This window comes from Mesorhizobium sp. BH1-1-5 (assembly GCF_020165615.1).
Classification (GTDB): domain Bacteria; phylum Pseudomonadota; class Alphaproteobacteria; order Rhizobiales; family Rhizobiaceae; genus Mesorhizobium.
In genome coordinates, this window is record NZ_JAIUIM010000005.1 from 223,197 (window position 1) to 240,418 (window position 17,222).

A 17,222-nucleotide genomic window follows, 5' to 3' on the forward strand; every position below is an offset into this window, starting at 1 on the left:
GATATGAAACGCTTGACGGCATCCTTTCGTCTGCTGACCTCGACGTTCGCGATGGTGCCGGCGTGGGCCCAGTCCGCGCCGGCTCCGGCCCCAGGTTCGGCATTGAGCCTCGAGCTCAACGCCGCGCAGCCTTCGGAAAAAGGCTGCCGGCTGACCTTCGTCGTCAACAACGCGCTCGGCGCCGATCTGTCCAAGGCGGCTTTCGAGATCGCGCTGTTCAACGAGACCGGCGTCGTCGATCGCCTCACCGTGCTCGATTTCAAGGACCTGCCGGCCGGCAAGACCAAGGTCACGCGCTTCGATCTCGCCGGCGCCGACTGCGGCAAGCTCAGCCGCGTGCTGATCAACAGCGCGACCGAATGCGCCGGCAACGGTGTCGAGCCGGCGGCCTGCATGCGGGCGCTGAAGACCTCGACCAGGACCAGCATCGCTTTCGGCGTCTGAACCGGCCATGGGCACGGAGCCGGCACTCGCGCGCAACGCCGTTCCCTGGCCTTTGCCTGGGATCCGTGTCGCGCCGCTTGCGGCAACCGATCTTGATTTGACAATTTCCCGCTTGTCGCGGCAGCTTCCGGCCCGCGCCATGCAGCACACCGACGACATTCCCGACACCGACAGCGTTTTGACGGCCGCTCCCGGCGAGGCGTTGGCCGGACCGCGGCCGCGTGGCGAACATGGCAAGTGGACGGTGGCGATCGCGGCCTCATGCCTGGTTCACGGCGCGGTGGCGGCAGCCTTGCTTGTGTCGCCGTCGGCAAAGTCGGATCTGCAGGATCCGACGCAAGCGGAAGGCAGCGATCGATCCGGCGCCAAAGTCGCCGGCAGCGCGCTCAATCCTGAGCGGCAGGCGATCAATGTGGCCTTGGTGCCGCCGCCCCGGCCACCGGCGAAACCGACGCCGCCAGCCAAAGCGGCATCGCCGGCCGAAAAGACACCGCCGGTCGAAGCCGCGAAAACGCGAGCCGAGCCCAGGAAGCCCCCGGTCGATCCGGACATACTCGTTGCCGACGCGCCTCGGAACGACTCCGACAGCGTAGCGCCGGACACGAAATCTCCCGAGCCCGCCCCCGCCCAACAGCAGGAAAGTGCCAGCCATCCGCCAACGCCCGCGCAGCCGCCGGTCCCGGCCGCAAGGCCAGCGACCCCCAACCCGCTCGCTGCTGAAAAGAGCGGCGCAGCGGATGGTCAAACCCGGCCCGAGCCAGCAATCAGCCAGGGCAAGAGGCAGAACGAGGCGGGCACCAAGGCGGAAGACAATTACCGCAGCGATGTGATCCGCAAGCTCGGCCGCGTCTATCGGGCCGTGCCCCCTTCGCTGCAGGCGGCGGCGCGCAGCAACACGGTCGTCACCTTCGTCATCGGCAGGCGGGGCACCATCGACGAACTGCGTGTCGTCGAAAGCTCGGGCTCGGAGACTTTCGATCAGATCGTCCTTGGCTTCGTGCGCAAGGCGGCGCCCTTCCCTCCCATCCCAGCGAAGGTCGGAAACCGCCTGGAGTTCACCGGCGCGATCGGCCCGTTTTGAGAGCCGCCGCCTTCAGACCATCAATCCCGCTCATCGCCATGAAAGGAAACCAATGTACATCGCCATGAACCGCTTCAAGGTCCAGAACGGCTCCGAGGAAGCCTTCGAGGACGTCTGGAAGAACCGCGATTCCAGCCTTTCCGAAATGCAGGGTTTCAGGGAATTCCACCTGCTGCGCGGCCCGGTCAACGAGACCGAGGGCTATACGCTGTTTGCCTCGCACACGGTCTGGGCAAGCCAGGAGGATTTCGTCGCCTGGACGAAATCGGAAAACTTCCGCGCCGCCCATCGCAATGCCGGCGGCTCGAAGGTCCACTATCTCGGCCATCCGCAATTCGAGGGCTTTTCGGTCGTCGAAGGCGCATAGTCTATCTCCACTGACCGGTAAAGGCGTGTTGAGATTCAGGTCAGGCCGAGTCGGAGTCGAAGACGGGCGCGAAGCGACCAAACAAGGTGGCTTCCGAGAACCGGAGCGGAGCGTACTTAAAGTACGTGAGCACCGGAAGCGCAGGACGCCATCGTTTGCAGACCGGCATCACCTGAATATCGATACGCCCTATGCGGCGGCGAGCAGGCTGGCATTGCCGCCTGCCGCCGTCGTGTCGACGCAGACCGCGCGCTCATGCGCATAGGCCGCCGGGTTGAGCACCTCGCTGACCAGCGGCACGATCGGCCCGGTCCGCTCGGCAATCACCTTGCGCACGATGCGCGCCGCCTCCGGTGTGCCTGAGAAGGCGACGACATCGACCTTCAACGAACGCGCCTCGACCGGGTCGGGACGGCCATCGATCGCCGCCAACGGCAGGCCCTTGCCGGTCAGCGCCGACAGCGCCGCCGGCGCGCCTGGCGCCACCGCCAGCACGGCGTTGCCGGCCGCCAGCGCCTGGATCGTCTGGGACAGCAGCGTCTCGCCATCCGGGCCGAGGCAGAGCACCCGGCCGCGCGGCGACAGCGACAGCGTGTTGGCTTCGCCCGTCGGCCCGGGCAGGTCGACCTGGCCGAAATCGAGACTTGCCGCGGCGGCGATTGCCGCCGCGCCCTTGCCGCGCAGATGCTTCCTCAGGATCGCCACACGATCCGGCCGCGTCGACCAGCCACCCAGCGTCGGATCCGGCAGGTTGTCGGCGAGCTCGGTCGCGGTCACCTTGTGGCCCTCGCCAAGCTCGGTGCCGGCCTCCGGCCCCTTGCGGAAGCGACGCAGGTAATGCGGCCCGCCGGCCTTCGGGCCGGTACCCGACAGCCCCTCGCCGCCGAATGGCTGCGAGCCGACGACGGCGCCGATCTGGTTGCGGTTGACATAGATGTTGCCGGCATGGATGCCGTCGACGAAATGCTGGACGCGGCCTTCGATGCGGGTGTGCAGGCCGAAGGTCAGGCCGTAGCCCTTGCGGTTGATGGCGGCGATCACCGCGTCGATCTCGTCGGCATCGAAGGTCGCGACATGCAGCACCGGGCCGAACACCTCGCGTTCCATCTCCTCGATGCCCTTGACGCGGAAGACATGCGGCGCGACGAACCGGCCGGTGGCCGGCGCTTCCAATTTCGCGATCAGCCGGCCTTCCAGACCCTTCTTCTTGCAGTAATCGCTGATCGACGCTTGCGCCTCGTCGTCGATGACCGGGCCAACATCGGTCGAGATGGCCCAGGGATTGCCGATGGTGAGCGCTTCCATCGCGCCCTTCAGCATCTCCAGCATCTTCTTCTCGACGTCCTTCTGCACATAGAGCACGCGCAGCGCCGAGCAGCGCTGGCCGGCGCTCTGGAAGGCCGAGGCGAGGATGTCGCGCACCGCCTGTTCCGGGAGCGCGGTGGAATCGACGATCATCGCATTCAAGCCGCCGGTCTCGGCAATCAGCATGGCGTCGGGCGCAGCCGTCTCGGCCAGTTGCTTTTCGATCAGCTTGGCGACCTCGGTCGAGCCGGTGAAGCAGACACCGGCGATGCGCGGATCGGCGGTGAGCGGCCCGCCAACCGAGGGGCCGTCGCCCGGCAGCAGCTGGATGACATCCTCCGGCACACCGGCCTCGCGCAGCATTTCGACGGCGCGGAAGGCGATCAGCGGCGTCTGCTCGGCGGGCTTGGCGATGACCGAATTGCCGGTAACCAAAGCCGCCGCGATCTGGCCGGTGAAGATCGCCAGCGGAAAATTCCATGGCGAGATGCAGACGATCGCGCCGCGCGCCTGCGTGCCCGCCTCGGCATTCGCCGCCTCGGCCGCGTAGTAGCGCAGGAAGTCGACCGCCTCGCGCACCTCGGCAACACCGTCGGCCAGAGACTTGCCGGCCTCGCGCGTGGCGAGAGCGAAGAACTCGGGTGCATTGGCCTCGTAGAGATCGGCGGCGCGGTTGAGGATCGCGGCACGCTCGGCAACCGGACGCTTGGCCCAGGCCGACTGCGCGTCGACGGCGATGCGCACAGCGGTCACCACCTGCTTGGCCGCAGCCTCATGCACGGTGCCGACCACTTCGTCCGGCTTGGCCGGATTGACGATCTGGCGCGGCTTGCCGTAGCCGGCCGCGCGGGTGACAGGCTTAGCGTGCCAACGATCCGCTCCGGCAAACGCGGCCCTCGCTTCATCCAGGGCCGCGAGCGTCACCGGATCGGTGATGTCGAAGCCCTTCGAGTTGCGGCGGCCCGCGCCGAAGATTGCCGCTGGGCGCGCGATCGCCGGATTGGCGGCAGAACCCTGCTTCTCGACGGCATCGAGCGGATCTTGCGCGATCTCCTCCGGCTCGACCTCCTCGTCGGTCAACTGATGGACGAAGGAGGAGTTCGCGCCGTTCTCCAGCAGACGCCGCACCAGATAGGCGAGCAGGTCGGAATGCGCGCCGACCGGCGCATAGATGCGGCAACGCGTTCCTTCGGCCTGGCGCACTGTCTCGTGCAGGGCCTCGCCCATGCCGTGCAGGCGCTGGAATTCGAAGGATTCGCGATCCTTCGCCATCGACAGGATGGCGGCCACCGTGTGCGCGTTGTGGGTGGCGAACTGCGGATAGATGCGGTCGGTCATCGACAAAAGCTTCTTCGCGCAGGCCATGTAGGAAACGTCGGTGTTGGCCTTGCGGGTGAAGACCGGATAGCCGGTGAGCCCGAGCGTCTGCGCCCGCTTGATCTCGGTGTCCCAATAGGCGCCCTTGACCAGCCGCACCATGATCCGGCGGTCGTATTTCTTCGCCAGCGCATAGAGCCAGTCGATGGCGAAGGCCGCGCGCGGGCCATAGGCCTGGACGACGACGCCGAAACCGTCCCATCCGGCAAGTTCCGGCTCGGCCAGCACCCGTTCGATGACGTCGAGCGACAGGTCGAGGCGATCGGCCTCCTCGGCGTCGATGTTGAGACCCATGCGCGAGTGCCGCGCGGCAAGCGCCAGCGACAAGAGCCGCTCGGCCATCACCGGCAGCATCTTTTCCTTCTGCGCCTCCTCGTAGCGCGGATGCAGCGCCGAGAGCTTGACCGAAATGCCATGATTGTAGCGGATGTCGGGGCCGTTCGACCCGGAATCCAGCGACGAGATCGCATCCGCATAGGCGCGGTGGTAGCGCAGCGCATCGGCCTCGGTGCGGGCCGCTTCGCCCAGCATATCGAAGGAGTAGAGATAACCTTTCTGCGTCATCGGCCGGCCGCGCTTGATCGCCTCGGCGATGGTGCGCCCGAGCACGAACTGCTCGCCCATCTCGCGCATCGCTGCCGCGACCGCCTTGCGGATCACCGGCTCGCCCAGCCTTCGTACCATGGCGCGCAGCGTGCCTTCGATACCGCCCTCGCCTTCGTCGAGCACACGGCCGGTTAGCATCAGCGCCCAGGTCGAGGCGTTGACGAAGATCGAGCTGGAGCCGCCCGAATGCGCGGACCAGTCATGCGGCGCGATCTTGTCGGCGATCAAATCGTCCATCGTCTCGGTGTCGGGCACGCGCAGCAGCGCTTCGGCCAGGCACATCAGCGCCACGCCTTCCTTGGTCGACAGGCCGTAGGCCGAGAGGAAGACCTCCATCAGCCTGGGATCGGTCGAACCACGCACCGCGCGCACCAGATCGGCCGCGCGGGTCGAGATCGCCTTGCGCTCCTCGGCTGACAAGCCCCCCGCCGCCGACAGGCGCTTCACCGCCTCGTCTTCGTCGGGCAAATAATTGGCGCGGATCTGCTGGCGGATGGCGTCGAGCGGCATGTCGGATCCATGAAAGCGAGCGTGGGCGAACGGTCTGGCGGTCGCCGGACCGGATGGCGCAAGCTAGCACAGCTGCGAATTTCAGTCGGTCCAAAGAAATCGACAAGCTAGTCCATTCAATCTATCATATGAGCTTCTTTCCCAGCGTTTTGACTGTCAAATCGATGACCGAAGACCAATTGGACCGCATCGACCGCAACATCCTGTCCGCGCTCGGGCGTGACGGCCGGCTTTCGATGTCTGAGCTGGCTTTGAAGGTCGGCCTGTCGAAGACACCCGTGCAGGCGCGCGTGAAGCGGCTTGAGAAGGACGGCTACATCAGAGGCTACCGCGCCGTCATCGACCGCGAGCGCATGGGCGAAGGCCATGTCGCCTTCGTCCAGGTGAAGCTGTCGGACACGCGCTCGGCGGCGCTCGACGCCTTCAACCGCGCGGTGCAAGGCGTGCCCGAGATCGAGCAGTGCCACATGATGGCGTCGAGCTTCGATTATCTGTTGAAGGTCCGCACCACCGACATCGCCGCCTATCGTCGCGTGCTCGGCGAGCGCATCTCGGCCCTGCCCCACGTCGCCCAGACGTCGACCTTCGTGGCGATGGAGACGGTCAAGGACCGCTAGTCTGACAGCGTCTTGAGAAACGCCACCAGCGCCGCGCGCTCGCGGTCGGACAGATCGAGCGGATGGACCTCCGACACGCCTTCAGCGGCGAGCGGCGCCTTCGAATAATGCGCCACCACCTCGTCGAGCGTCGCGAACTGGCCGGCATGCATGTAAGGCGGCCGGCTTGCGGCGCCCCTGAGCGACGGTGTCTTGTAGGCGCGCACGATCTGCGGACCGTCCTTCACCATGAAGCGCAGCTCGCGGCAGGCGCTTTCGTCGCCGTCGCGGAATTTGCCGAGACAGTTGAAGGGGTCGGCCTCGACCTGCGCCACCGCATCGACGCGCCCGCGGTCCGGCGGCAGGCCGTCGACCGGCGGCACGCCGGTGTTGTGGAAGGAGTTGTCAGTGAAGCGCGGGCCGTTGTGGCAGGTCACGCAATTGGCCTTGCCGATGAACAGCTTCAGCCCGAGGATCTCCTCCGGCGAGAACGCCGCGTCCCCTTCCGCCTTGGCGCCGGTTGCCAGATCGATGGCAAAGCGGTCGAAACGCGTCTGCTGCGGCTCGATCGAGCGCTCGAAGGCGGCGATCGCCTTGCCGATATTGGCATAGACGCGGTTGACGTCGTCTTGCTGGCCGGCGGGCATGGCGTTCCACGCCGCCTTCTCGGCATCCGTGCCGAGCGGGCTGGCATTGGCCGGCACGGTCGAAAGGTCCGGCAGTGGCCCGAAGATGCGCTCATAGCGCTCGCCGAACCGCTTCTTGATGTAATGTGCGAAAGCCGCCCGGTTGCCGGCCTGCTCCAGTGGATTTTCGAGCGGCGTCAGCGCCTGAGCCCAGAGGCTGTCGCGCCTGCCGTCCCAGAAGAACCACGGATTGCGCGCCACGCCCGCCAGCGGCATGGTGCGGCGGTTGGTGTGGCCGACGCCGACCGCCTGCGGCAGGTCGTCCTGGAACTGGCGGTCGATCTTGTGACAGGTCGAGCAGGACACCGTGCCGTCACGGCTTATGCCGCCATCGAAAAACAGCGTCGAGCCAAGCGCTGCGGCCGCCGGCGCATCACCATATTGGTTCGTGGTGTCGGGTTTCAGGGACGGCAGCGTGTTCAGCGCCAGCGACGCGATGGTCTTCTTTTCGGCGTCGCTCAACTGCGGCTTGCCGCAGCCGCCCAACCCTGCCAAGGCCGCCAAGGCCAGCAAACCCGCAACGCTGGTCAGCCTCATTGCCCGCTCACAACACGATGTTGAAGACGACCACCCCGGAGCCGGCGCCCGCGGAGATGGCAAAGCGCAATTGCCACCAGCCGCTCATCGTGAACTTGATGCCATCGATGCGGTAGCGTCCATCGCCCAGGTAATCGGTCGCCTGCGGACTGGTCGGCAGGCCGTGGTCGTGCTGCGGCATTCCGCCGGAGACGGTGATGGCGGCCCCTTCCACCGGCGCGCCAGCCGCGGTCTTCAGCGTCAGCAGCCAGGATTGCAGCTCGCCCTGCCGGACGACGCCGCGCTCCGGCTCGAAGCTGGCGACGAACAGGCCATTCGCTGTCTTCTTGGTGCGCGAAATGTCCGGACCGGAGGCCGACTGCGGCAGCGTCAGATAGACCGCGGCCACGATGCCGGCCAGCAGGGCGGCCAGGCCGAGACCCGCAAGAATGTAACGCCATATCGATGCCAAACCCGTTCCTCTTCGGCTGCTAACGTCGCGGGCCGCTTGTCGCGTCCCGCCCTGCCCGTGGGAAATCGCTTCTGGCGCAAAATTCGCCGCTCGCCAAGCATGGCGCTGCCGGCCGCGAAAAGCTACAGCAACAACATCTTAGGAAGGGATACGTCCGCATGGCCAATGGTATCGCGTCGATCGGCGAATGCATGCTGGAACTGTCGGGCCAGAGCGGCCCGGACTGGCGCATGGGTTTTGCCGGCGATACCTTTAACACGCTCTGGGCGTTGCACGCCTTGAGCCCGGAGCGGTCCGCGACCTACGTGTCGGCCTTCGGCGACGACCCCTTCTCGCGCGACCAGATCGCCTTCTTCGGCCAGAACGGCATCGGCATAGGCAACAGTCCGGTCATTGCCGGCGCGCGCCCCGGACTTTACGCCATAACGCTCACCGGGGCCGAACGCGCTTTCACCTACTGGCGAAACGATGCGGCCGCGCGCCGGCTCGCATCCGATCCGGCGGCGCTGGCGAAAAGCCTTGAAAACCAGGCGCTTGTCTATTTTTCCGGAATCACCCTGGCAATTCTGGACGAGGCCGCGCGGAAAACTTTGCTGACCGCCATCGCGACCGCCCGCAAGGCCGGCTCGCTCATCGCCTTCGACCCGAACTACCGGCCGCGTCTGTGGCCGAGCCGCGAGATGGCCCAGGCCGCGATCCTGGAGGCCCTTGCGGTGGCCGACATCGCGCTGCCGACTTTTCCGGACGAGCAGATGTTGTTCGGCGACGAGACACCCGAGATCACGGCCAAGCGCCTTGGCAGGCTGGCCGGCGAAGTCGTGGTCAAGAATGGCGAGCAGCCGGCCTTGATCACGCTGAACGGCGCTTCACAAACTGTTGACGCGGTGCATGTGGCCGCTCCTGTCGACACCACGGGCGCCGGCGATTCCTTCAATGGCGGCTATCTCGCCGCGCGGCTAGCCGGCCACGCACCCGCCGACGCGGCGCGCCGTGCGCACAAAGTCGCCGCCGCGGTCGTCCAGGTTCGCGGCGCGCTGGCGCCATTCGAGACGTTGCGGATCGCGTTCGACAGTTAAGCGCCGTCGAAGCTTATGCGGACATCACTTCAATATCAGAGAACCTTAGGGCAGCCGGAACCGATATTCCGTCACCTGATGATAGATCTGCCCCGGCCACAGCGTGGCCTGCGGGAAATAGGGCCGGTTGGGCGCATCCGGCCAGGTCTGCGCTTCGAGGCAGAGGCCTGAAAACGCCTTGTAGCGGCTGCCATCGAGCCCCGGCGATGTCGGCGCGACGAACTGACCGCTATAGAGCTGCAGTCCCGGTTCGGTGGTCCACACTTCCATCTCGACGCCGGAATTGGCGCCTTGCACCCAGGCGGCTTGGTGCAGCGGCCCGCGGCTGGAGGCCAGGCAGTAATTCAGGTCGTAGCGAAGCTGCTCGCCTTCCATTTCCATGCGCAGCGCCCGCGCCTGCCGGAAATCGAAAGGCGTGCCGTCGACCGGCTTCACCGCGCCGGTCGGGATCATCTCGTCATCGACGGGCGTGTAGGCGCCGGCGTTGAGCATCAGCCGGTGGTCGAGGATGTCGCCGGCCCCGCCATCGTCGAGATTGAAATAGGAGTGCTGCGCGAGGTTGCAGAGCGTCGGCTCCTCGCAGGTCGCGGTCAGTTCCATGCTGAGCGTGCCGGGGATCTTCAGCCGGTAGGTGCAAGTGACGTCGAGCGCCCCCGGGAATCCCATGGCGCCGTCCGGGTCGTGCAAGGTCAGCGTCACGAAATCGCGGCCATGCAGCGAGACGCTCCATGGCCGGTGGAAAAACCCTTCCGAGCCGCCATGCAGCGTGTGCTTGCCGAGAAAGTTGCGCTCCGTCTGGTAGCGGTTGCCGGCAATGGTGAAGCGGCCGCCGCCGATGCGGTTGGCGAAGCGGCCGACCACGGCGCCGAAGAAGGCGCGGTCGGTCTCGTAAGGTTCGAAGCGGTCGTAGCCCAGCACCAGCGGCGCATCGTGGCCGGCAAGGCGCAGGTCCTGGACGATGGCGCCCAGCCCGATGATGTTGGCGGTGAGGCCGCCTCCCCGGATCGTGAACCGGCGCACGGCCTCGCCCGCCTGTGTCGTGCCGAAGACCTCGCCGTCTTTCATCGCCATGCCCGAAATGTCATTTCCGATCGGTGGATTTAGGCCGCCCTCGTATCATCCGGCAAGGGCATGGCAAAGCCCGCCCTTGCCCATGAATTGGCGTTAGAGTCCCAGGCCGCCGAAGCAGGCATATTTGGTGTCGAGATAGTCCTCGATGCCCTGATGTCCGCCCTCGCGGCCCAGACCGGATTCCTTGACCCCGCCGAACGGCGCCTCGGGCGTGGTGATCAGGCCCTCATTGACGCCGACCATGCCGTATTTCAGGCCTTCCATGACGCGGAAAGCACGACCGAGATCGCTGGTGTAGAAATAGGCGGCGAGGCCGAACTCGGTGTCATTGGCCAAGGCGACCGCCTCTTCCTCGGTCTCGAACTTGAACACGGGCGCGATCGGCCCAAAGATCTCTTCCTTCATGAAGCGCATGTTCGGCGTGGCGCCGGAGATCACCGTCGGCTGGAAGAACGAGCCGCCCAGCGCATGGCGCTTGCCGCCGGCGACGACCTTGCCGCCCTTGGACGTTGCGTCGGCGATGAATTCTTCGACCTTCTCGACCGCCTTTTCGTCGATCAGCGGCCCCTGCTGCACGCCTTCCTCGAGGCCCGAGCCGACCTTGAGGTTGTTGCTGGCGGCGGCGAGCTTCTCGACGAACTTGTCATAGATGCCGGCCTGCACGAGGAAGCGGTTGGTGCAGACGCAGGTCTGGCCGGAATTGCGGTATTTCGCGGTGATGGCGCCCGCCACCGCACGGTCCACATCGGCGTCGTCGAAGACCAGGAACGGCGCGTTGCCGCCAAGCTCCATCGACACTTTCTTGACAGTCGAGGCCGATTTCTGGATCAGGATCTTGCCGACCTCGGTCGAGCCGGTGAAGGTGATCTTCTTGACCAACGGATTGGCGCAGATCTCGTCGCCGATCTCACCGGCCGAGCCGGTGACGACATTGACGACGCCCTTCGGGAAGCCGACTTCCTCGACGAGCGCGCCCCAGGCGAGGCCCGAATAAGGCGTCTGCGAGGCAGGCTTGACCACCGCCGTGCAGCCCGCCGCCAGGGCCGGACCGATCTTGCGGGCAAGCATGGAGGACGGGAAGTTCCACGGCGTGATGGCGGCGATGACGCCGACCGGCTCCTTGGTCACCAGGATGCGGCGGTCGCCCCACGGCGAGGGCACGATGTCGCCATAGACGCGGCGGCCTTCCTCGGCGAACCACAGGATATAGGCCGCGGCCGAGCCGATCTCGCCCTTGGATTCGGTGAGCGACTTGCCCTGCTCGATGGTGAGCAGTTCGGCCAGCACGTCCTGATTGTCCATCATCGCGTCATGCAGCTTGCGCAACAGCTTCGAACGCTCGAGCGCGGTGGTCTTGCGCCAGCTCTTGAAAGCTTCCTCGGCGGCTTCGATGGCCCGGCGGGTCTCGGCCTTGCCGGCCTTCGGCACGGTGCCGATCTTGAGGCCCGTCGCCGGATTGTTGACGTCGATGGTATGGCCGCTGTCGGCCTGCACCCATTCACCATTGATGAGATTGGCCTGGCGCATGAAATGGCTGGTTTTCTGAAGCATGGTCTGGCCTCCGTTCGGCGCGCTGATCGGGCCGTTTTTCTGGATTATCCGTTGAAGCGTGCTTAAGCCGCACACTGGCGCATTGCTCTTACCTAGGGAAAGGCGGGCAGGCAATCATAAGATGGCATATAGGGGTTGGGCCAGCAAAGGCGAGCCGCTGAAGCCTATCCGAAAATATGCACCACCACCGTCAGCCAGAACGACGTGGTCACCACCGCGCTCGCGGTGGCAAGGGTCATCTGGTTCGAGGCCAGCGCCTGGCCGGTGTTGAACTGGACGGCGATCAGATAGGAGTTGATGCCCGAAGGCAGCGCTGCAACGACCACCGCGACCTTGGCCGTCAGCGGCGGCAGGCCGAGCAGCCATACGAAGGCCAGCACCAGCGCCGGCATCAGGAACAGTTTCAGGCCCGACAGCGCCAGCGCCGGCCGGATGTTGCCGGAGATGCCGAAGCGGCGCAGGCTGAGCCCCATGGCGAACAGCGCCACCGGGCCTGCCGTATCCGCCAGCGTGTCGACCAGCCGCTCGATGAGATCCGGCAGCGCCGCGCCGGTGAGGCGCCAGCCGAGCCCCGCCAGGATGCCGATGATCAGCGGATTGATGAACAGCCGCCTGAGGAAGCTTTTGATGACACGCAGCGGATGCACAGTCTCGCCGCTGCCACGCCCGAACATCTCGAACAGCACGATCGAAGCCATCATCATGATCGGCAGGTGGACCGAGACCAGCAGCGACAGCACCTCGAAGCCGCTGGCGCCGAATATGCCGAGGATGAAGGGCGCGCCGAGCAGCACGACATTGGAATAGGCCGAGGACACGCCGCCGACGATACCCGCGCGCGCATCTCGCCCGAACAGCCGCGTCATCACCAGATGGCCAGCGGCCCAGGTGATGGCGACGGCGGCAAAATAGGCGCCCCACAGCGACCAGGGCGTGACGCCGTGGAAATCCGATTTGACCATGGTCTGGAAGAGCAGCAGCGGCATCGCCACGTTGACGGCGAATTCGGAAATGCCCTCCCCGCTCGCCGGCTTCAGATAGCCGGTGAGCCCGGCCAGATAGCCGAGCGCCACGAGGCTGAAGACGAAGAGGACGGTTTCGGTGAGCGGAGTCATTTTCTGGGCGGAGACATTTTTCCCGTGATAGGCGAGCCCTGAGCGCGGTGCAATCGGCGCGGCGCGCCTATCTCCGGGCCTCTGCTTGTTTTCCGGCCGGCTTTGCGGTCCCTATATGCCAATCACGGCCCTGGCCTCGCCTGGGCCGCCAAAGGACTTCCAATGCTGCGACTTGTTCTGGCGCTTTTTCTCCTGTCTGCTCCGAGCCTTGCCCACGCGACCGATGCCGGCTGGGCGCTGCTGCGCGACGGCGGCCATGTCGTGCTGCTTCGCCATGCCTTCGTCACCGGGGCGACCGACCCGGCCAATTTCGACATCGGCAATTGCGCCACGCAGCTCAATCTGTCGGAGCGCGGCAAGCAGCAGGCGAGCCGCATCGGCGCGCTGTTCGCGGCCCGCGCGGCCCCGATCGATCATGTGCTCTCCAGCCGCTACTGCCGCTGCCTCGATACCGCCCGTATCGCTTTCGAAGCCGAGCCGCAGCCCTTCGCGCCGCTCGACCTGCTCAAAACCGACCCGGCCGAAAAGGCCGCCCAGGTGGCCGCGATCATGAAGGAAATAAGCGGCTATTCCGGTTCCGACAACCTGGTGCTGGTCACGCATCTGGAAAACATCCAGGCGCTCACAGGCGTTGCACCGCGCGAGGGCGAAGCCGTGGTGGTGGCGCCGGATGGCGACGGCCTCAAGGTGCTGGGACGGGTCACCTTTTAAGGTGCCGACCAGTGTTGCCGAAATACAACTCCCGGAAGAAGCCGCAAATCCGCCGCGACAATGCCGCTTGCGACAACCCGTCGCAGGGTCTATAGGCGCGCTCCCGGTCACGAAAACCGAAGCGAGCACAACGGTTGGAGCTTCCGTCTCCGCCCGTGCAGGCGGCTTTGCCGCCCTGTATACGGCGCCGTTTCGTGGATTGGGATCGCGGATGTAGCTCAGAGGGAGAGCGCCGGATTTGGGTCCGGAGGTCGGGGGTTCGAGTCCCTTCATCAGCACCACGGATAGCTCAGGTTGGGTAGAGCATCAGACTCATAAACTGACGGTCGAAGGTTCGAATCCTTCTCCATTGGCCTCGAAAGCCAGCACCCTGCACGGTGTTATTCGAAAAACGGTCCGGGGACCGGAATGCCAGGACTTCACGGACGGCAAGGCTTCGGCCGCGCCGGGCGGCGAAGTTTTGCGCCATCGGCTCGCGGCCAGGCCCGCGGTGACGATCAAGGCGCGGCAGTGCCGGCAAGGAAGGCTTCGGCCTTCGGCGCCTGCTCTGCCGCCCCGCGATCCGCTCCCGAAGGCCCGCTGCTTGGCGGTGCCACCGGTCCCCGGATCATTCGTGCCCGGAAGACGACGTGAAACGTGAAATGAAAGGACGATCGACGCATGACGTGACGCCTCGCATGGGGCCATGCCCGACAGGAGTAAGACAATGAAGACCATTCTCGAAAAGCTTCTTGGACGCCAGCGCGTCCTCGTGAAGGAAAATGAACGTGCCGTCGCCCTCTACAAGGGTGAGATCCAGGCGATCCTGATGCCGGGCGAACATTGGCTCGCCAACCGGCGCGGAAACCTGGAAACCTCCAGGCACGACCTGAAGAACCCGGAATTCGTTTCGGCTTACGAGAAGGCGTTGTTCGACAAGCTCCCGGACGTGGCCGCGCGTCACTTCACCGTCGTCCGCACCGGGCGCACGGATGTCGCGGTCATCGAGCGCGACGGCGCGCTGCATTCTGTGCTGTCGCCGGACCGCAAGCTCGTGCTGTGGACCGACGCCGGTCCGTGGAAGGTGACGTCTGTCGACACGGCGGCCGATCTCGCCGTCGATCCGGGCTTGATGCGCCGGATCGGCCAGGCCCGGAAGACGGAACATGTGTTCCTGCATCCGGTCGTGGACGGCCAGGTCGGGTTGCTGTTCGTGGATGGCGTCTACACCCGCACACTTGCCGCGGGCGTGCACGCCTTCTGGAATGTCGGCCGCATGGTCCAGGTGAAGGTGGTCGACGTCAAGCGCCAGTCGCTCGATGTCGCCGGGCAGGAAATGCTGACCAGGGATCGCGTGACGATCCGCGTCAACATCGCCGCCGAATACCGGGTCGTCGATCCGGTCAAGGCGGTGAGCACGGTGAAGGACTTCTCGGAAGCGCTCTACCGCGCCCTGCAGTATGCCTTCCGCAAGACGCTTGGCACGCTCACGCTCGACCAGATCCTCGACAAGAAGGTCACGGTCGACGAGGACGCGGCGGCCAAGGTGCGCGAAGACATGGCCGCGATCGGCGTCGAGGTCAGCGATATCGCTCTCAAGGATGTGATCCTGCCGGGCGATATGCGCGAGATCCTCAACCAGGTGGTCGCGGCCGAGAAGCAGGCCGAGGCCAACGTCATCAGGCGCCGCGAGGAGACGAACGCCACGCGTTCGCTGCTCAACACCGCCAAGGTGATGGCCGAGAACCCGGTGATGCTGCGGCTGAAGGAGCTCGAGGCTCTCGAAGCCATCGCCGGCAAGGTCGAGCGCCTCACCGTCCATAACGGTACGGGCGGGCTGCTCAACGACCTGGTCAAGCTCCGCGACTGATGCATGTCGCCCCAAAAGTGGTTCCGGTTTTGGGACAACGGCACGCATCGAAATAGAAGCTGACGCAACGTAAAGTGGGAAGGGCCGCCGGTTCGACCGGTGGCCCTTTTGCGTTTCCCCGACCCCTTACCCATCTGCCCCCGGCGCATCAGGCCTTTTCCTGCCGGGAAAAACCGATTAGACAGCGCCAAAACAAGATGCGGACAGATTCCGCCCGCAACCCGAAGGAAGAGCCCTTGTCCACCACTTTCGAGAAAGTCGCCAAGATCATTGCCGACACCAGCGAGATCGACATCGACACCATCACGCCAGAGAGCCACACGATCGACGATCTCGGCATCGACAGCCTCGATTTCCTCGACATCGTCTTTGCCATCGACAAGGAATTCGGCATCAAGGTGCCGCTCGAGAAGTGGACGCAGGAGGTCAATGACGGCAAGGCTTCGACCGACGATTACTTCGTCATGAAGAACCTGTGCGCCAAGATCGATGCCCTGGTCGCGGCCAAGAACGCCTGATGTCCACAGAGCGCGCGAACTTGACGCGCTCGGCGCATGACCTCGAAATCGGCATCGATTTTCGGAAAGGATCATGCGCAAGATCAAAAAGTCGCCTGACCCACAACAGCCACCCATGAGTTCTCACGACGTCGTCATCACCGGCATCGGCCTTGTCTCCTCATTGGGAGAAGGCCCCGACGCGCATTGGCAGAAGCTGACGCAGCCTGGCTTGCAGCCGGTGCTCGATGCGGCGCGTTTCGCGCCCTATACGATCCATCCCCTGCCCGAGATCGACTGGAACCTGCAGATCGCCAAGCGCGGCGACCAGCGCCAGATGGAAACCTGGCAGCGTCTCGGCACCTATGCCGCCGGCCTTGCGCTGGACGACGCCGGCATCAAGGGCAATGACGAGCTTTGCACCACCATGGACATGGTGGTGGCGGCCGGTGGCGGCGAGCGCGACGAGGCCGTCGATGCCGCGATCCTTGCCGCTTCCGAGAGCCGCAACGATCGCGACGTGCTGCTCAACGAGAAGCTGACCACGGAACTGCGGCCGACTTTGTTCCTCGCCCAACTCTCCAACCTGCTCGCCGGCAACATCTCGATCGTCCACAAGGTCACCGGTTCCTCGCGCACCTTCATGGGCGAGGAAGGCGCCGGCGTCTCGGCTGTCGAGACGGCGGCCGCGCGCATCCGCTCGGGACAGTCGACCCATGTTCTGGTCGGCGGCGCCTTCCAGACCGAGCATTCCGACATGCTGCTCGGCTACGAGCTCGCCGGTTACCTGCATCGCGGCCCATGGAAGCCGGTCTGGCAGCGCCAGGGCGCCGAAGGCGGCGGCGTGGTGACGGGCTCCGGCGGCGCCTTCCTGGTGCTGGAACAGCGCGAGCACGCGAAAAGCCGGGGCCGCAAGATCTACGCCGAGCTTGGCCCCGTCGTCTCCGGCCGCGCCAGACGCTGGCGTGGTGAACTGAATGCCGAAATCGCCACGCTGCTGAAGCAAGCCGCCCTTCCCGATGGCGACCTGCTGACGATTTCCGCCGCCTCCGGCGCGCATGCCGCAACAGCTGCCGAAAAGGCAGTATTCGACGCCAACCCGGCCTTGGCCGTGCGTGCCTTCTCGACGCTGACCGGCCATATGAAAGAGGCTCAATTCCCCTTTGCGGTTGCGCTCGCGGCGATGGCTGTCGACCGCAAGGCCGGTTATCCTGTCTTCGATGCCACAGTGGAGCGCCCGTTCGAAGGCGCCCCCAATTCCGTCCTTGCAACCGCGATCGGCTATCACCAATTCGAGGGCCTGGGGCTGGTTAAAGCCGCTTAGATCGGTTTTTACGCAATTCCGGGTGGAAACCGCTATACGATTTTCCTGGAATTGCTCGATAACGAGGC

At 65.4% G+C, this 17,222-nt stretch carries 15 protein-coding genes and 2 tRNA genes; 11 read left to right on the forward strand and 6 right to left on the reverse strand.

The features are described from left to right. Positions 1-3: 3 nt before the first annotated feature. From LB572_RS09045 to LB572_RS09055, 3 genes are read left to right on the forward strand one after another with little or no spacing between them, the layout of a single operon-like run. Positions 4-444 carry a hypothetical protein gene (locus LB572_RS09045; protein ID WP_224667488.1) on the forward strand — a complete coding sequence of 147 codons (441 nt, stop codon included), beginning with the start codon at positions 4-6 and terminating at the stop codon, positions 442-444. 7 nt (positions 445-451) lie between these two features. Further along, on the forward strand, positions 452-1,525 hold the full coding sequence (locus LB572_RS09050) for a TonB family protein (RefSeq protein ID WP_224667489.1): 1,074 nt from the start codon (positions 452-454) through the stop codon (positions 1,523-1,525). A 52-nt stretch (positions 1,526-1,577) separates the two neighbouring features. After that, positions 1,578-1,892 (forward strand): antibiotic biosynthesis monooxygenase family protein, encoded by a 315-nt coding sequence (locus LB572_RS09055; protein WP_140647668.1) that lies wholly within the window; start codon positions 1,578-1,580, stop codon positions 1,890-1,892. Positions 1,893-2,081: 189 nt separating this feature from the next. Here the strand turns inward: LB572_RS09055 and putA are convergent, their stop codons facing one another. After that, positions 2,082-5,690 (reverse strand): bifunctional proline dehydrogenase/L-glutamate gamma-semialdehyde dehydrogenase PutA, encoded by a 3,609-nt coding sequence (gene putA, locus LB572_RS09060; protein WP_224667490.1) that lies wholly within the window; start codon positions 5,688-5,690, stop codon positions 2,082-2,084. A 164-nt stretch (positions 5,691-5,854) separates the two neighbouring features. On the opposite strand from putA, the gene LB572_RS09065 reads away from it, so the two are divergent. Then, positions 5,855-6,307 carry an Lrp/AsnC family transcriptional regulator gene (locus LB572_RS09065; protein ID WP_040981793.1) on the forward strand — a complete coding sequence of 151 codons (453 nt, stop codon included), beginning with the start codon at positions 5,855-5,857 and terminating at the stop codon, positions 6,305-6,307. Here the strand turns inward: LB572_RS09065 and LB572_RS09070 are convergent. Together LB572_RS09070 and LB572_RS09075 are read right to left on the reverse strand one after the other, a co-directional pair. Next, positions 6,304-7,509, reverse strand: coding sequence for a cytochrome-c peroxidase (locus tag LB572_RS09070; protein WP_224667491.1), 1,206 nt, complete (start codon positions 7,507-7,509; stop codon positions 6,304-6,306). The genes LB572_RS09065 and LB572_RS09070 overlap by 4 nt on opposite strands. Before the next feature lie 7 nt (positions 7,510-7,516). Then, complete coding sequence (locus LB572_RS09075; protein ID WP_140807744.1) at positions 7,517-7,960, reverse strand: FixH family protein; 444 nt, start codon at positions 7,958-7,960, stop codon at positions 7,517-7,519. A 158-nt stretch (positions 7,961-8,118) separates the two neighbouring features. Here LB572_RS09075 and LB572_RS09080 point away from each other — a divergent pair, with 158 nt between their 5' ends. Then, complete coding sequence (locus LB572_RS09080) at positions 8,119-9,036, forward strand: sugar kinase (RefSeq protein ID WP_224667492.1); 918 nt, start codon at positions 8,119-8,121, stop codon at positions 9,034-9,036. A 45-nt stretch (positions 9,037-9,081) separates the two neighbouring features. Here the strand turns inward: LB572_RS09080 and LB572_RS09085 are convergent, their stop codons facing one another. The 3 genes from LB572_RS09085 to LB572_RS09095 form a co-directional block, all read right to left on the reverse strand. Beyond that, a complete protein-coding gene (locus tag LB572_RS09085) occupies positions 9,082-10,107 on the reverse strand; it encodes an aldose epimerase family protein (protein ID WP_224667493.1) in 1,026 nt (341 codons plus the stop codon). Between the two features lie 93 nt (positions 10,108-10,200). Next, positions 10,201-11,658: an NAD-dependent succinate-semialdehyde dehydrogenase gene (locus tag LB572_RS09090; RefSeq protein ID WP_140807747.1), complete on the reverse strand. Its 1,458-nt coding sequence runs from the start codon at positions 11,656-11,658 to the stop codon at positions 10,201-10,203. A 164-nt stretch (positions 11,659-11,822) separates the two neighbouring features. Next, positions 11,823-12,773, reverse strand: coding sequence for an AEC family transporter (locus LB572_RS09095; protein WP_140807748.1), 951 nt, complete (start codon positions 12,771-12,773; stop codon positions 11,823-11,825). A gap of 162 nt (positions 12,774-12,935) precedes the next feature. Between LB572_RS09095 and LB572_RS09100 the strand changes: the two genes are divergently transcribed. The 6 genes from LB572_RS09100 (at position 12,936) to LB572_RS09125 (ending at position 17,154) form a co-directional block, all read left to right on the forward strand. Then, positions 12,936-13,484 (forward strand): histidine phosphatase family protein, encoded by a 549-nt coding sequence (locus LB572_RS09100; protein WP_224667494.1) that lies wholly within the window; start codon positions 12,936-12,938, stop codon positions 13,482-13,484. 207 nt (positions 13,485-13,691) lie between these two features. Next, positions 13,692-13,765 (forward strand) — tRNA-OTHER (locus LB572_RS09105). Positions 13,766-13,767: 2 nt separating this feature from the next. Further along, positions 13,768-13,837: transfer RNA gene (locus tag LB572_RS09110), tRNA-Met, on the forward strand. Positions 13,838-14,190: 353 nt separating this feature from the next. Next, positions 14,191-15,333, forward strand: coding sequence for a slipin family protein (locus LB572_RS09115; protein WP_224667495.1), 1,143 nt, complete (start codon positions 14,191-14,193; stop codon positions 15,331-15,333). Positions 15,334-15,569: 236 nt separating this feature from the next. Next, positions 15,570-15,851, forward strand: a complete 282-nt coding sequence (locus tag LB572_RS09120; RefSeq protein ID WP_040981809.1) for an acyl carrier protein — start codon at positions 15,570-15,572, stop codon at positions 15,849-15,851. A gap of 115 nt (positions 15,852-15,966) precedes the next feature. Next, positions 15,967-17,154 (forward strand): beta-ketoacyl-ACP synthase, encoded by a 1,188-nt coding sequence (locus LB572_RS09125; RefSeq protein WP_224667496.1) that lies wholly within the window; start codon positions 15,967-15,969, stop codon positions 17,152-17,154. Positions 17,155-17,222 lie beyond the last annotated feature (68 nt).

Coding starts and splice junctions, on each gene's coding strand:
- LB572_RS09090 (WP_140807747.1), bottom strand. CDS start 11,658: ATGCTTCAGAAAACCAGCCATTTCATGCGCCAGGCCAATCTCATCAAT.
- LB572_RS09085 (WP_224667493.1), bottom strand. CDS start 10,107: ATGGCGATGAAAGACGGCGAGGTCTTCGGCACGACACAGGCGGGCGAG.
- LB572_RS09055 (WP_140647668.1), top strand. CDS start 1,578: ATGTACATCGCCATGAACCGCTTCAAGGTCCAGAACGGCTCCGAGGAA.
- LB572_RS09115 (WP_224667495.1), top strand. CDS start 14,191: ATGAAGACCATTCTCGAAAAGCTTCTTGGACGCCAGCGCGTCCTCGTG.
- LB572_RS09065 (WP_040981793.1), top strand. CDS start 5,855: ATGACCGAAGACCAATTGGACCGCATCGACCGCAACATCCTGTCCGCG.
- LB572_RS09125 (WP_224667496.1), top strand. CDS start 15,967: ATGAGTTCTCACGACGTCGTCATCACCGGCATCGGCCTTGTCTCCTCA.
- LB572_RS09080 (WP_224667492.1), top strand. CDS start 8,119: ATGGCCAATGGTATCGCGTCGATCGGCGAATGCATGCTGGAACTGTCG.
- LB572_RS09100 (WP_224667494.1), top strand. CDS start 12,936: ATGCTGCGACTTGTTCTGGCGCTTTTTCTCCTGTCTGCTCCGAGCCTT.
- LB572_RS09045 (WP_224667488.1), top strand. CDS start 4: ATGAAACGCTTGACGGCATCCTTTCGTCTGCTGACCTCGACGTTCGCG.
- LB572_RS09095 (WP_140807748.1), bottom strand. CDS start 12,773: ATGACTCCGCTCACCGAAACCGTCCTCTTCGTCTTCAGCCTCGTGGCG.
- putA (WP_224667490.1), bottom strand. CDS start 5,690: ATGCCGCTCGACGCCATCCGCCAGCAGATCCGCGCCAATTATTTGCCC.
- LB572_RS09050 (WP_224667489.1), top strand. CDS start 452: ATGGGCACGGAGCCGGCACTCGCGCGCAACGCCGTTCCCTGGCCTTTG.
- LB572_RS09070 (WP_224667491.1), bottom strand. CDS start 7,509: ATGAGGCTGACCAGCGTTGCGGGTTTGCTGGCCTTGGCGGCCTTGGCA.